Origin of the sequence: Nonomuraea polychroma, from assembly GCF_004011505.1 — a bacterium.
Taxonomy (GTDB): domain Bacteria; phylum Actinomycetota; class Actinomycetes; order Streptosporangiales; family Streptosporangiaceae; genus Nonomuraea; species Nonomuraea polychroma.
In genome coordinates this window covers 999,626-1,013,214 of sequence record NZ_SAUN01000001.1, presented here as the reverse complement: position 1 = coordinate 1,013,214, position 13,589 = coordinate 999,626, and the positions used below count along the sequence as shown (strand labels likewise).

The 13,589-nt window shown below is 70.2% G+C and carries 13 protein-coding genes; 8 read left to right on the top strand and 5 right to left on the bottom strand.

The window, feature by feature from the left end:
- The first annotated feature begins 190 nt into the window (after positions 1-190).
- From EDD27_RS04510 to EDD27_RS04500, 3 genes are read left to right on the top strand one after another with little or no spacing between them, the layout of a single operon-like run.
- Positions 191-1,552, top strand: a complete 1,362-nt coding sequence (locus EDD27_RS04510; protein WP_241563864.1) for an extracellular solute-binding protein — start codon at positions 191-193, stop codon at positions 1,550-1,552.
- Positions 1,549-2,475: a carbohydrate ABC transporter permease gene (locus tag EDD27_RS04505; protein ID WP_421914728.1), complete on the top strand. Its 927-nt coding sequence runs from the start codon at positions 1,549-1,551 to the stop codon at positions 2,473-2,475. Before EDD27_RS04510 ends, EDD27_RS04505 begins: the two co-directional genes overlap by 4 nt.
- 1 nt (position 2,476) lies before the next feature.
- A complete protein-coding gene (locus EDD27_RS04500) occupies positions 2,477-3,367 on the top strand; it encodes a carbohydrate ABC transporter permease (protein ID WP_127931214.1) in 891 nt (296 codons plus the stop codon).
- Between the two features lie 3 nt (positions 3,368-3,370).
- Here the strand turns inward: EDD27_RS04500 and EDD27_RS04495 are convergent, their stop codons facing one another.
- Complete coding sequence (locus EDD27_RS04495; RefSeq protein WP_127931213.1) at positions 3,371-3,838, bottom strand: hypothetical protein; 468 nt, start codon at positions 3,836-3,838, stop codon at positions 3,371-3,373.
- 79 nt (positions 3,839-3,917) lie between these two features.
- Positions 3,918-4,076 (bottom strand): hypothetical protein, encoded by a 159-nt coding sequence (locus tag EDD27_RS53930; protein WP_164903477.1) that lies wholly within the window; start codon positions 4,074-4,076, stop codon positions 3,918-3,920.
- A 218-nt stretch (positions 4,077-4,294) separates the two neighbouring features.
- Between EDD27_RS53930 and EDD27_RS04490 the strand changes: the two genes are divergently transcribed.
- Positions 4,295-5,494 carry a hypothetical protein gene (locus tag EDD27_RS04490; protein ID WP_241563863.1) on the top strand — a complete coding sequence of 400 codons (1,200 nt, stop codon included), beginning with the start codon at positions 4,295-4,297 and terminating at the stop codon, positions 5,492-5,494.
- Between the two features lie 103 nt (positions 5,495-5,597).
- Positions 5,598-6,119 carry a snapalysin family zinc-dependent metalloprotease gene (locus EDD27_RS04485; RefSeq protein WP_127931212.1) on the top strand — a complete coding sequence of 174 codons (522 nt, stop codon included), beginning with the start codon at positions 5,598-5,600 and terminating at the stop codon, positions 6,117-6,119.
- Between the two features lie 89 nt (positions 6,120-6,208).
- Here EDD27_RS04485 and EDD27_RS04480 read toward each other — a convergent pair whose 3' ends face one another.
- Positions 6,209-8,701, bottom strand: a complete 2,493-nt coding sequence (locus tag EDD27_RS04480) for a glycoside hydrolase family 3 N-terminal domain-containing protein (protein ID WP_241563862.1) — start codon at positions 8,699-8,701, stop codon at positions 6,209-6,211.
- Positions 8,702-8,828: 127 nt separating this feature from the next.
- Between EDD27_RS04480 and EDD27_RS04475 the strand changes: the two genes are divergently transcribed.
- Complete coding sequence (locus EDD27_RS04475; protein ID WP_206641242.1) at positions 8,829-8,999, top strand: hypothetical protein; 171 nt, start codon at positions 8,829-8,831, stop codon at positions 8,997-8,999.
- Positions 9,000-9,031: 32 nt separating this feature from the next.
- Here EDD27_RS04475 and EDD27_RS04470 read toward each other — a convergent pair whose 3' ends face one another.
- Entirely contained in the window at positions 9,032-9,613 is a 582-nt protein-coding gene (locus EDD27_RS04470; RefSeq protein ID WP_164903476.1) for a TetR/AcrR family transcriptional regulator, read from the bottom strand.
- Between the two features lie 85 nt (positions 9,614-9,698).
- Between EDD27_RS04470 and EDD27_RS04465 the strand changes: the two genes are divergently transcribed.
- On the top strand, positions 9,699-10,733 hold the full coding sequence (locus EDD27_RS04465) for a saccharopine dehydrogenase NADP-binding domain-containing protein (RefSeq protein ID WP_206641241.1): 1,035 nt from the start codon (positions 9,699-9,701) through the stop codon (positions 10,731-10,733).
- Entirely contained in the window at positions 10,730-11,587 is an 858-nt protein-coding gene (locus EDD27_RS04460; protein WP_127931210.1) for an NAD(P)H-binding protein, read from the top strand. The genes EDD27_RS04465 and EDD27_RS04460 overlap by 4 nt, the downstream gene beginning before the upstream one ends.
- Here the strand turns inward: EDD27_RS04460 and EDD27_RS04455 are convergent.
- Entirely contained in the window at positions 11,572-13,587 is a 2,016-nt protein-coding gene (locus tag EDD27_RS04455; protein ID WP_127931209.1) for a M14 family metallopeptidase, read from the bottom strand. The two genes, EDD27_RS04460 and EDD27_RS04455, sit on opposite strands and share 16 nt — an antisense overlap.
- Between the last annotated feature and the right edge of the window lie 2 nt (positions 13,588-13,589).

Sequence of the window (13,589 nt, the reverse complement as noted above, 5' to 3'; positions counted from 1 at the left end):
GCTCCAAGGGGTCTTGACAGGCACATAGTCGAAACTTAGATTGGCGGACCACGCGGCATGTCGCAAATGTTTCGACAAGCTAACTCTGAAGGAGAAGCGCAGGCGACGGCTCCCCCGGCCGGCCCGCCCACCCCCATCCGATCCATGAGCCGCGCGGCCACCCCCCCGGCGTTCAGTTACGGAGATCAGCGTGGAGCCCAGGACAACCTCTCGCCGTACCTTCCTCAGCCTCTCCATGGGCCTTCCCCTTGGGGCCGCCCTGGCGGCCTGCGGCAGCTCTGGACCCACCCAAACGGGCGCCGGTGGCGGAACCGGCACCACCGGCACGGGTGGCGGCGCCGGCAAGGCGACCTACTGGTATCTCACCGGGCAGCCCAATGAAGGCGTGCGTACCCGCGCGGTCGAGCGTTTCAACAAGGCCAACCCGAACGCCGGGCTCGCGACGACGACGTTCCAGAACGACGCCTTCAAGACGAAGATCAAGACCGCGATCGGCGCGGGCGAGGCTCCCACCATCATCTGGGGCTGGGGCGGCGGCGGCCTGCGCAGCTACGTGCAGGCCGGCCAGGTCGACGACCTCACCTCGTGGTTCGACCAGAACGCGGCCTACAAGGACCGGCTGTTCCCGTCCTCCTTCGGCGCGGCCACGGTCGACAGCAAGATCTACGCGGTGCCGGTCGAGGCGGTGACGCCGATCGTTCTGTACTACGACAAGAGGGCCTTCGAGAAGGTCGGCGCGCAGCCCCCGCAGGAGTGGGGCGACATCATGGACCTCGTCAAGAAGTTCAACGCGGCCGGCATCGCGCCGTTCTCGCTCGGCGGGCAGTCGCGCTGGACGAACATGATGTGGCTGGAGTTCCTCTTCGACCGCATCGGCGGTCCCGAGATCTTCCAGGCGGTGTACGACGGCGAGAAGGACGCCTGGAACAACCCGGCCGCCATCGACGCCCTGACCAAGATGCAGGACCTCATCAAGACCAACGGCTTCGTCAAGGGCTTCTCCTCGATCACCGCCGACTCCAACGCCGACCAGGCGCTGCTCTACACCGGCAAGGCCGCGATGATGCTGCACGGCGGCTGGACGTACGGGTCGATGAAGGAGGAGGGCGGCGACTTCGTCACCGGCGGCAACCTCGGCTACATGAACTTCCCGCCGGTGTCGGGCGGCAAGGGCGACCCCAGCAACACCGTGGGCAACCCGGCCCAGTACATGTCGATCTCCTCCAAGGCGACGGCCGAGCAGAAGGAGATCGCCAAGAAGTTCTTCCTCACCGAGATGAACTCCGACGCGCAGTCCAAGGACTGGGTCGGCATCACCCAGGTGCCGATCGTCAAGGGCGTCGACGCGCAGTTCGGCTCCGGCGCGGACGCGCCGTGGCAGAAGTTCGTCTACGACACCGCCAGCAACGCCAAGTCCTTCCAGCAGTCCTGGGATCAGGCGCTCAGCCCGACCGCGGCCGAGGTCCTCCTGGACAACATCGCCAAGCTGTTCCAGATGTCGATCTCGCCGCAACAGTTCGCCACGAACCTCAACGAGGTCATCGGCAAGTGACTGTTCCCCCGATCCCCGCCAGGGGGAAAGCGTCCCTGACCGCCGTGCCGGGCGGTCAGGGACGCGGCCTGGCCTGGCTGGCCCTGCCAGCGCTGCTGATCTTCGTCGCCTTCGGCGTGATCCCGCTCTTCGGGGTCTTCGCGCTCAGCTTCACCACCTGGGACGGGCTCGGCGAGATCCGCCCGTCCGGCTTCGACAGCTGGCGCGCCGTGCTCACCGATCCCGGGCTGCCGCACGCGCTGTGGGTGACGTTCCTGGTCATCGCCCTGTCGTGGGCGGTGCAGACGCCGGCGAGCATCCTGCTCGGCACGTTCCTGGCCGGCTTCCAGCGCTATCGCGCGGTGCTCTCGGTGGTGTACTTCATCCCGCTGCTGCTCAGCTCCGCCGCCATCGCGATCACGTACAAGGCGCTGCTCGACCCGAACTTCGGGCTCGGCGCCGGGCTGGGGATCCCGATCCTCGTGCAGGACTGGCTCGGCGAGCCCGTCCTCGCCTTCAGCGTCGTGATCTTCGTGGTGTCGTGGCAGTTCATCCCGTTCCACTCGCTGATCTACCAGGGCGGCGTGCGCCAGATCCCGCGCTCGATGTACGAGGCCGCCGAGATCGACGGCGCCGGCCGGGTCCGCATGTTCTTCAGCATCACCCTGCCCCAGCTCAAGTACACGATCATCACGTCCTCGACCCTCATGGTCGTGGGCTCGCTGGTCTTCTTCGACCTGATCTTCGTGCTCACCGCGGGCGGTCCCGGGGACGCCACCCGGGTGCTCGCGCTGGAGATGTACAAGAGGGGGTTCCAGGCCAACCTGATGGGCCCGGCGAGCGCGATCGCCGTGATCCTCGTCCTGGTGGGCCTGGCGCTGGCGCTGCTGCTGCGCCGGCTCGGCGGCCGGGACGCGACCCACAGCCAGCTGGAAGGGGCCTGACATGACGACGACCCTCGCGAAGGACCCCGCCCAGGCCGCGGCGAGGCACGCCGCTCCCGGCCAGAAACGCGTGACCCGCCGCCCCAACTGGGTGGCCGGCACGGCGTCCTGGATCTGGCTGGCGATCGTGATCGTGCCGATCTACTGGATCGTCATCACCAGCTTCAAGGCCCAGAGCGACTACTACGCCGAGAACCCGCTCGCACCGCCGTCCAACCCCACGCTGGCCAACTACCAGCTGGTCATCGAGTCGGACTTCGTCCGCTATTTCATGAACAGCGTCATCGTCACGGTCGGCGCGGTCGTGCCTGCCGTCGCGGTGTCGTTCATGGCGGCGTACGCGATCGTCCGCAGCGGCAGAGGGCGGTTCCTGCGCTACACGAACTCGATGTTCCTCATGGGACTGGCCATCCCGCACCAGGCCACGATCATCCCGATCTACCTGATCATCATCAAGCTCGGCCTCTACGACACGCCCATGGCGCTGATCCTGCCGTCGATCGCGTTCTCGATCCCGCTGTCGGTGCTGGTGTTGTCGAACTTCATCAGGGACGTACCCAAGGAGCTGTTCGAGTCGATGCGACTGGACGGCGCCAGCGAGCTCGGCACGCTCTGGAACCTGGCCCTGCCCCTGACCAGACCGGCCGTGGTGACGGTGACCATCTACAACGCGCTGACGATCTGGAACGGCTTCCTGCTGCCGCTGATCCTCACGCAGAGCCCCGAGCAGCGCACGCTGCCGCTGGCACTGTGGACCTTCCAGGGCCAGTACAGCGTCAACGTGCCGGCCGTGCTCGCCTCCGTCGTGCTCACCACGCTCCCCATCCTGGTCATCTACGTGGTGGGCCGCCGCCAGCTCCTGGCCGGCCTGACCGCGGGGTTCGGCAAGTGACGGCTACTCGGGAGGTTCCGGACGCGGCCAGGTGACCGCCGCGAACACCATTGAGCACACCAGGAATCCGGCGCACACCGACGCGAAGCCCGTCCAGAACGAGCCGAGCGACGAGCCGATGTCGATGCCCAGCAGCAGAGAGGTGACCAGGCCCGCCGCCGGCCCCCAGGCAAGCCCCGCGACATAGCGGGGCGGCTGGTGCGCCACGGCGCCGGTCAGCGGCAACAGCAGCGGGAACAGCGCGATGGCCCATCCCACCGTGGGCTCGCCGAACAGGGCCACCCTGACCGCGGAGACGACGGCCGACACGGCGATCGCCACGAGCGTCCAGACGACGAGCTTGACGGGGTGATAGCGGTGGAAGTGCTCGGAACCGTGAGCGTCCGGGCCGAACGCCCAGAAAGAGAGAAGCTCGCCGATCATGCCGCCGACATCCGGCTTGTCATCATCGGGACTCTTCTCTGGCTGCATACGGCTTCCTCCCCTTCCTGGCCGGGCTCGACCGTAGCAGCAAACCGTAGCTGGGCTTCACCGCGCGACCGACAAAGGACTACAGAGCCGATACTTTCCTCCAATGGGCCGCGAACTCGCCGAGCGCCCGGACGTACTGGGCGGGCTTGAAGAAGTGGATCACGTGGTTGGGGTGGACGCGCTGGTAGCGGGCGTGCGGGACCAGCTCCATGATCCGGGCGGCGGCCTGGTCGTCCACCAGCCCGCGCCGGGGATAGAGGGCATGTAAGTTTCACGGATGGTTGACTGGCCGATTTGAACGTTGCAATACTCCGAGTCGAATTGGCCAGGCATGCCCGTCTCCGGCACCCCATATGACCTCATTTCCGCACGTCATAGACGATGCGGGCGAATGAATCGATTCATCGACATGGCCGTCTCCCGGCCGGATGCGGGCCCCCATCACAGGAGCGATGTATGGGAACCAGCAAGGCAAGGCCCATCGCCAGGCTCGGCACCGGCCTCGCGGCGTTAGCGCTCACGGCCACCGCGCTGTCCGCCCCGGCCGAGGCACGATCCGCCTCCACCGGTGAGCTGTCCGCCTCCGCCGCACGGCATTCCGCGCTCGCCTGCGGAGACGGTGCGTACAACGCGGAGGCCGTGCTGAGCGGCAGCACGTGGACCGCCCGCAACGGCAGCAGGACCGTCTACACCGGCACCAGCATGTTGTCGGCCATGCAGGCCGCGGTGAGCAGCCTCACGGCCGGACGCACCTCGAAACAGCGCGTCGTCGTCCGGGGCTCGGGCACGATGAGCGCCGGCTCGCGGCTGTCCCTGCCGAGCTACACGGTGCTGGACGTCTGCGGCACCGTCAACGTGACCGGTTCCGGCTCGGGCGACCAGGCGGTCGTGTACGCCCGAGGGGTGCGGGACGTCGAGGTCCAGCACCTGACGGTCACCGGTGGCCCGCTGTACGGCATCTTCGTGCGCAACGGCGTCAACATCACACTCGGCCAGATCGACATGCGGCTGTCCAGCGGCCTGGGCATCCGCATCGACAACCACGGCGACCGCACCGTACGGACGAGGAACGTCAGGATCGACAACGTCTACGTCTCCGGCACCAGCACCCACGGAGTGGAGACCTACGGCGTGGACGGCCTCACGGTCGGCACCGTCGTGGCCCGCAACACCGGCCACTCCGGGCTGCTGCTGAACGACACCATCAACGCGACCGTGAACACGGTGGACGCGCAGGGCGCGGGCACCGGCACCGGCTACGCGGCCTTCCGCATGGCCAACAGGAACGGCCGGATCGGCAGCAGCTACCCCACCAACATCCGGGTCGGCCAGGTGATCGCGCGGGGCGGCGGGCGCGGCGTCTTCTGCGTGTCGGAGAGCGGCGGCGCCGTCATCGACCGGGTCGACATCGCGCAGACCGGCAGCAACGCCATCCTGATCGAGAACTGCTACAACGTGAACATCGCCGCCCAGAGCGGCAGCGTCACGGGCCCCGGTGACATCCGGATCGCCGCCCGTTCGGAGTTCCCCAACACCTCCGACATCATCATCCAGAACCTGCGCGTGACCAACTCCGCCATCAGGGAAAGCCCGTGCGGGGTCAACACCACGTTCAGGAACAACACGCTGGTCAACAGCACTCAGAGCATCTGCTGAGCTGGGCAGGGCCATATCACCGCGATAGGGGCAATCTGGGACGTCCCCGGCCGTGGGAGTCGCGCCTAGCGTGACTCCCACCCCCCACCGTCGGAGGACGCCCGTGTCCAGACCCCTACGTCTCGTGCTGTCCCTCGTCCTCGGCCTCGCCCTGCTCCTGGTCACCGCCCCGGCCCAGGCCGCCCAGCTGGTCACCGTGCTCAGGTACGACGCGAGCAGGGCGGCCGAGTTCACGTCCGTCGTGAACCAGGCGGCCCAGATCTGGAACTCCAGTGTCGCCAACGTGCGGCTCGTCCAGGGCACGCCCGCCCACTTCGTCGTGTACGCCGACAACGGCTGGCCCCGTGCCCTGCCCACCAGCCTGGGCCGCGGGACGATCTGGATCGGCCGGCAGGCCACGTCCCAGGGCTACAACGCGCTGCGCATCTCCACCCACGAGATCGGCCACATCCTGGGTCTGCCCGACCGGCGCACCGGCCGCTGCTCCGACCTGATGTCGGGCTCGAGCGCGGGCGTGACCTGCACGAACCCGTACCCGAACGCGGCCGAGCGGGCCGAGGTGGACCGCAACTTCGCCGGCGGCGCGCCCACGGTGGAGTTCGGCCGGCTCCACGTGGACCGCTGACGCCGCCCAACACCGCAGGCGCCTGCGGTCACCGGACTGGGCGACGCGTGGGTGCCGTGGCCGGGCCGGACGGCGGAGGCCGGCCGACGTCAGGAGCAGGTGTAGCCGGACGGGAGGCGGGAGTCGCCGCTGGGACGGCTGCCCTGGAAGCCGAAGGAAGTGCTGGCCCCGGGCGCCAGCGTCCCGTTGTGCGCGACGCTGCGGGCAGTGGCGGCCTGGCCGCTCACCGCCATGGAGACGTTCCAGCCACCGGTGATCTGATGGCCGGGCGGCACCGTGAACGTGACCGTCCAGCCGTTCAACGTGGTCGTGCCGGTGTTGGTCACGGTCACCTGGATCACGTACCCGGTGCTCCACTGGCTCTGCGTGGTCGGCGTGGCCGTGCACCTCCCGGTCCCGCCGCCCGCCAGTGTGGTCACGGTGACGGTGCCCGAACGTGGCGAGCGGTTGCCCGCGGCGTCCTTGGCGTAGACGGCGAACGTGTACGAGGTGTTCGCGGCCAGGCCGGTGACCGTGGCCGAGGTGGTCGTGGACGCGGTGACCGCCGTCTCCCCCGACGACTGCACGCGGACGACGTCGTAGCCGGTCACGCCCACGTCGTCGGACGAGGCCGTCCACCACAGCCGCGCCGACGACGTGGTGACGTCCGACGCGGTGGGGGTGCCGGGCGCGGTGGGCGGGCTGGTGTCGTCGTCCGGCGTCTCGTACGTCAGGCCGAAGCCCTGCGCGAACAGTGGCGTCTTGCCGTCGCCCGCGTTGATCGGCTGCTGGGAGGCGCTGCTCATCCACGTCATGGGCAGCTTGCCGGTGGGCTGCACGGCGCCGAACAGCACGTCGGCCACGCCCTGGCCCTCGGTGCCCGGCAGCCAGGCGGCCACCAGCGCGTTCCAGTTCGGCAGCTGGGCGGCGATGTCGAGGGGACGTCCCGACACCAGCACCACCACGACGGGCACCCCGGCGGCGCGCAGGGTGGCGATGGTGTTGAGGTCCGTGGTGTCGAGGCCGAGCCCGCCGGGCCGGTCGCCCTCGCCCTCGGCGTACGGGGTCTCGCCGACCACCGCGATCGCCACCCGGTACGAGCCGTCGATGCCGCTGCCGTCCCGGCTGTAAGTCACGGTCGTGCCCGAGCCGGCGGCGTTCCTGATGCCCTGCAGGATCGTGGTGCCGGGCGTGATGTTGCCGGACGAGCCCTGCCAGGAGACCGTCCAGCCGCCGCTCTGGTTGCCGATGTCGTCGGCGCTCTTGCCGGCCACGAAGATCTTGCCGCCCGGGGCCAGCGGCAGCACGTTCCCGCTGTTCTTCAGCACGACCTGGGACTTGGCCACCGCCTCGCGAGCCAGCGCCCGGTGCGCCGAGCTGCCCACGGTCGCGGTGTAGGACCGGTCGGTCAGGGGCTTCTCGAACAGCCCCAGCTCGAACTTCTTCGTCAGGATGCGCCGGACCGCGTCGTCCACCCGGGCGGTCGCCACCCGGCCGGCCTGCACCTCGGCCCGCAGCAGGTCGATGAACTGCCGCCAGCCCGTCGGCGCCATCACCATGTCGATGCCGGCATTGATGGCCGTGCGCACGTCGAGCGCGGAGGTCCCGGCGGCGCCGTCGATCTGGTCGATGCCGTTCCAGTCGGAGACCACGAAGCCGGAGAAGCCGAGCTCGCCCTTGAGCACAGTGGTGATCACGTATTGGTGGCCGTGCAGTTTGGTGCCGTTCCAGCTGCTGTAGGAGATCATCACGGAGCCGACACCGCGCTCGATCGCGGCGCGGAACGGCGGCAGGTGGATCGCCCGCAGGTCGGCTTCGGACAGCTGGGTGTCGCCCTGGTCGACGCCGCCCGTGGTGCCGCCGTCGCCGAGATAGTGCTTGGCGGTGGCGAGCACGGAGGCCGGGCCGTCCAGCGCGGTCCCCTGGAGGCCGTTGATGATCGTGGCCATGGAGGAGGGCAGCTCGGGCGTCTCGCCGAAGGACTCGTACGTACGGCCCCACCGATCGTTGCGGGCCACGCACAGGCAGGGCGCGAAGTTCCAGTCCACGCCGGTGCCGGAGACCTCCTCGGCCACGGCCCGGCCGATCCGCTGCACGAGCGCCGGGTCCCTGGTCGCGCCGAGTCCGATGTTGTGCGGGAAGATCGTGGCGCCGACGACGTTGTTGTGGCCGTGCACGGCGTCGACGCCGTACAGGATGGGGATGCCGAGCGGGGTGGCCAGGGCCGCGTTCTGGAATCTGTCGTACATGTCCGCCCAGGACGCGGGGGTGTTCGGGGACGGCGCGGAGCCGCCGCCGGACAACACCGAGCCCAGCCGGTACGTGGTGACGTCCGCGGCGCTCACCGAGCCGCGCTCCGCCTGGGTCATCTGGCCGAGCTTCTCGTCCAGCGACATCCGGCCCATCAGATCGGCCACCCGGTCGGGGACGGGCAGGCTCGGATCCTGGTACGGGAGCGCCGCGGCCGCGGCCGCGGGGGTGACGGCCGGTCCGACGGCGGCCAGCATCGCCACGGCCACCAGCCGGATCGCCCATTGTTTGATCGTCGTGTTCACCATGGCACGCTGCTCCAGCTCGGCTCGGGGGGTTGGGAGCGCTCCCATCACTCGGACTCTAAATCCCGGCCTCCGCATTTCCCCTGTCCGCCCACCGCACCGGCAGCCGCCACTCACGGCACCAGCGCAAACAGCACAAGATCCGGTGAAAGTTTCAGTGCTGCTTTTACCCCCTATGAGGCAGCGCCGACAATGCGGGAGGGAAAGCGCTTTCCGTGGCGCTCCCGAGACCAACGGGACCGTCGTCGAGCCCGGCACCTACTACGGCTACACGGTCGATCCACCGCAGAACGTCCCATCGGTGGTACGCGCGGGCGCCGGCGTCGGCAAGGTCGCTCCCCTGTAGGCCCCGGCCGCCCGCCGCGCTCCGAGGAGTGATCAGGAACGGAGGGCCTCGAGGAGGCAGTCGGCCTCGGCGGCCAGGCGCGGCAGGTCGGCGGCCGGATCCGGGGAGCGGGCCAGCAACATCCCGCCCTCGCACAACGCGCCGAAGACGAGTTGCGCGCGGGCGGGCACGGCGGCCTCGTCGCCCTCGGCCACCAGGCTGAAGCCGGCGATCAGGATGCTCAACAGGTGGCCGTGCTCGGCCGCCCGCACCGCCTCCCACCCCAGCACCGACGGCGCGTCCAGCATCACGATCTGCCGGAACCCGGGATCGAGACAGTGCTCCAGGAACGTGCGGGCACCGCGGCGCAGCGCCGCCCACGGGTCGCTCTCCTCGGCCGCGACCCGCTCCAGCTTGGCGGAGATCTCCGCCAGCTCCCCCTCGAACGCCGCTCGGAACAGCGGCGCTTTCCCCCCGAAATGGTGATACGCGGCCCCCTTGGTCACCCCCGCCGCCGCGGCGACCGCGTCGATCGAGGTCCCCGCATATCCATGGACGCCGAACAACTCCCGCGCGGCCCGCACCAACGCCGTCGTGGTCTCGTCCGAACGCTCTGCCTGGGTACGGCGGATCATCGTGCTCCCCATTGACTTGCATACTCGCGGTACGTAACTTCGAAGAACAGTTACGTACCCACAGTATGAATCATGGAGGTGAGTTGTGTCCTCACCGCACATCGCCGTCTACGGCGCCACGGGCCATACCGGGCGCCTGGTGTCGGCCGAACTCCGGGCCCGCGGCCGGGAGATCATCCTGTCCGGACGGGACGCCGGCGCACTCAAGGCCCTGTCCGACGAACTCGGCGGCGCTCGCGTACACCACGCCACGATCGACGACCCGGCCGCGTTACGGGAGCTGGCCGGGCAGGCGGACGTGCTGATCCACTGCGCGGGCCCGTTCACGCACACCGGCCGGCCCGTCGCCACGGCCGCCGCCGAAGGCGGTTGCCATTACGTCGATCACGCACTGGAGCAGCACCACACCAAGTGGATGTTCGACACCTTGCAGGAGCCCGCCAGACAGGCCGGCATCACCATGGTCACGGCGATGAGCTTCTACGGTGGTACGGGCGATCTGCTCGCCGGGGCCGTGGCCGAGGGCCTGACCGGGATCGACCGGGTGATCACCGCCTACTCGGTGTCGGACTGGCGGCTGACGACGGGGGCCAAGCAGACCGCCGAGCTGCTGTTCGCCGACACCCGGCGGATCACGTACACGGACGGCGAGCAGCACGTCGGCTACGTCGAGCCGCGTAACGCCGTCTTCCCGTTCCCGCCGCCGCTCGGGCCGCGCACGATGATCGCCCCTGTCCCGTTCTCCGAGGTCGTCACCGTGCCCAGGCACGTGCGGACCCGCCACGTGGAGGCGCAGCTCACGGCGCACACGTTCGAGGACGAGCAGGCCTTCACCAGCGAGCACGTGGACGCCGCCACCAGGGCGGGCTCCCGCTTCACCGTCGCCGCGCAGGTGATCACCGCGGACGGCGGCCGCGCGGGGCAGGTCAGCGGGCAGGACCTGTGGCGCCTGAGCGCCCTGGCCTCGGTGGAGGCCGCGGTCCGCATCGCCGACGGCCACGGCCCCGAGCGCCCGGGCGTCTACGGCCCGGCCGAGGCGATCGCGCCGGGCCCGTTCCTGCGTGACCTGGAACGGCTCGGCCTCTTCACCCTGACCCTCCCAGGAAAGGCGGAAGCATGATCCTCGTGACGGGCGCGGCCGGCGGGCCGCAGGGAGGGACCGGGCGGCAGGTCGTCGACCTGCTGCTGGAACGTGGCGAGCAGGTGCGGGCCTTCGTGCGCACCGATGACCACCGGGCGGAGGAGCTCCGCAAGATCGGCGCCGAGGTGGTCGTCGGCGACCTCCGTGAGATCACCACGGTACGCCCCGCCCTGCGCGGGGTCCGCCGGGCGTACTTCACCTACCCGGTGACGGCGGGGCTGCTCGACGCCACCGCGGCGTTCGCGGCGGCGGCCAAGGAGGAGGGGGTGGAGCGGGTCGTCGAGGTGTCCCAGCTGGACGCCTCCCCCGAGGCGGGCACCCCGCGCATGCGCCGCCACTGGCTGTCCGAGCAGGTCTTCGACTGGGCCGGGGTGGGCGCGGTGCACCTGCGTGCCGGGGTCTTCTTCGAGAACCTGGCCGTGGTCGCCGCCGCCTCCGGCAACCGAGAGCTGGCCCTGCCGCTCGGCGGCAGGGACACGCTCATCCCGCTCGTCGCCGCCGCCGACGTGGCCAGGGTCGGGGCCGGGCTCCTGCTCGACGCCCGCCCGGTGGACGACCCGGTGTGTCTGGTGAACGGGCAGATGGCGACCATCGGCGAGGTGGCCGACGCCTTCGGGATCCCGTACGTGGACGTGCCGCCCGAGGAGTGGGAGGCCCGAGCGATGGAGATCTACCAGGACGAGGTCGCGGTGGAGCACCTCACCCGCCTGTGGGCGCTCTTCCGCTTCATCGGGTCCGGTCACCACCCGCTCTACGGGGTCTACGAGAGCATCGAGCGCATCGGCGGCCGGCCCCCGATGACCCTGCGCGAGTTCGCTCAGGGCTCCCGGTAGTCGGCGGCCACCCCGATCAGCGAGATCAGGCCGGAGGCGAACTCCATCGCCTCCGCGTGGCCCTCGCTGAACGGCGGCTGGAAGCCCACGCCTTCCCACGCCCGCGTCTGCGGATTCCACAGGTCGGCGCCGACCTCGAAGTCCCAGCCGAACACGCCGTAGTCGTACCAGAGCTCGTCCGCGGAGTTGCCCGCCGCCGAGTAGAGCACGTCCGTCACCGGCCCGGTCTGCTGCGGCCAGATGACCGTGCCCCGCTCGGCGGCGATGGCCTCCTCGATGGTGCGGGCCGAGCGCAGGAAGTACGTCTCCTGCGGCGGGGCCGGCCGGGGCAGGGTGACGCGGCCGTCGAGCTTGTACGCGCCGGGCGGCCACATGAAGTACCCGCCGAAGCTGTGCACGTTCATCGCGAACCTGATGTTGCGGTGCTTCTGCGCCAGCCAGATGACGTTGCGGCTCTCGGGCTCGGAGTGCTCGCCGGGCCCGGCGTACGTGCCGCTCTGGCAGTTGGCCGAGGCGCCGAAGTAGCCGTCGAACAGCGACCCCACGGCGTAGTTGCGGTTGACGTCCACGCCCCACGTGTTACGCAGCGCCGGGTCGGACTGGTGGGGCGGGCAGTGGTTGGTCATGTTCTTCCGCTGGGCGGCGAAGTCGTAGAAGCTGTAGTTCGCGCCGTCGGGGTTGACGGTGGGCACGATGAAGACGTCGGTGCGTTCGAGCAGCCGGCGGGTGGCCGCGTCGCGGGCGTGGTTGCGCAGCAACCGCTCGGCCGCCTCGATCACGACCAGCGGCGTCACCCATTCCCTGGCGTGTTCCTGGGCGTAGGCGAGCACGCCGGTGCGCGAGCCGTCACGGTGCGCGCCGATGCGCAGGGCCAGCACCCTCGCGGGCCCCCGCGAGACGTCGGCCGGGGCCTTGAGGAAGTCGCTCAGCTGGGTGAGCGGCACAGGCGCCATGACCCCCGCGCCGGGGTCCGTGCGGTAGGTGGCGGCGCGGACGGGGATGCCGGGCGTCGCGTTGATCGCGGCGGCCACCTGGGCGGCGGTGCTGGTCACAGCACCCGAGCCGGCCGTGGCCAGGCTGACGGTGATCAGCTTGCCGTTCACCGTCACCTGCAGGGCGCGGCCGGGCGCGCCGGGATCGACCAGCTCCACGGCCAGGTCGTTGCCGCCTTCGGAGCCGTACGCGGTGGAGGTGATCACGACGGCGGCCGCGGGCGGGGTGCCGAGCAGTGCCTGGGCGTGCCGCCGGTAGCCGTTCGTCGGGTACGGCAGCGTGATGAGCTCCGTCAGCTTGGGGTAGCGCCGGTGCAGGGCCTTGATGCGCTCGTTGAGCTGGGCCGGCGGCATGTACTGGGTGACGAAGTCCTTCTGGTAACCAGGTCCGGTGCGGTCGGGCCGTTCACCGTCCGGCCATTCCTTGACCCGGGCCTCGGCCTTGCCCCCGCCTGCGGAGGTGACGGTGATCCAGTGCGGCCGGCCGGTGATCGGGACCGGCGTGCTGAGCTGGTGACCGAGGTAGGCGCCCGCGTCCACGTACGCCACCATCTCGGCCGAGCCGCCCTGCCAGGCCACGGTGAGCGCGGCGGCCTGGCCGAGGCTGCTGGACGCCTCGACGGACAGGAAGTACCCGTCGCGGGACTTGTACCAGACGGCCCGCTCGACCACGATCTGGTCCGCCGCCGTCGTGGCCGTCGAGCGGGCCTGGGGCGGAGTCTCTGGCGCGAGGGCCGCGCCTAGGGCGCGGAGTCCGGTCAGCTGGCTGGGGGTGACGACCGCGTCGACCTGGACGCTGCCGTCGGGCTGCGGGCGTACCCGGTGGGTGAGGTCGGCGCCGGAGGCGACGAGACGTTCCATCGCGGCCCGGTCGGGGACGGAGAGCGTGACGAGCGAGGCCGGCTCGGGGTCGGCCGGCCCGGCGACCGCCGGGGAGGACGGCTCCGCGACGGTCAGGGTGGCGAGGACGAGGGTCAGTACGGCTGCGGACGCACGTAGGCCACGCATCG

Bases quoted from the DNA above. Each gene is read 5' to 3' on its own strand.
- EDD27_RS04500 (WP_127931214.1), top strand. From the start codon at position 2,477: ATGACGACGACCCTCGCGAAGGACCCCGCCCAGGCCGCGGCGAGGCAC.
- EDD27_RS04495 (WP_127931213.1), bottom strand. From the start codon at position 3,838: ATGCAGCCAGAGAAGAGTCCCGATGATGACAAGCCGGATGTCGGCGGC.
- EDD27_RS04490 (WP_241563863.1), top strand. From the start codon at position 4,295: ATGGGAACCAGCAAGGCAAGGCCCATCGCCAGGCTCGGCACCGGCCTC.
- EDD27_RS04480 (WP_241563862.1), bottom strand. From the start codon at position 8,701: ATGGGAGCGCTCCCAACCCCCCGAGCCGAGCTGGAGCAGCGTGCCATG.
- EDD27_RS04475 (WP_206641242.1), top strand. From the start codon at position 8,829: ATGAGGCAGCGCCGACAATGCGGGAGGGAAAGCGCTTTCCGTGGCGCT.
- EDD27_RS04470 (WP_164903476.1), bottom strand. From the start codon at position 9,613: ATGATCCGCCGTACCCAGGCAGAGCGTTCGGACGAGACCACGACGGCG.
- EDD27_RS04460 (WP_127931210.1), top strand. From the start codon at position 10,730: ATGATCCTCGTGACGGGCGCGGCCGGCGGGCCGCAGGGAGGGACCGGG.
- EDD27_RS04455 (WP_127931209.1), bottom strand. From the start codon at position 13,587: ATGCGTGGCCTACGTGCGTCCGCAGCCGTACTGACCCTCGTCCTCGCC.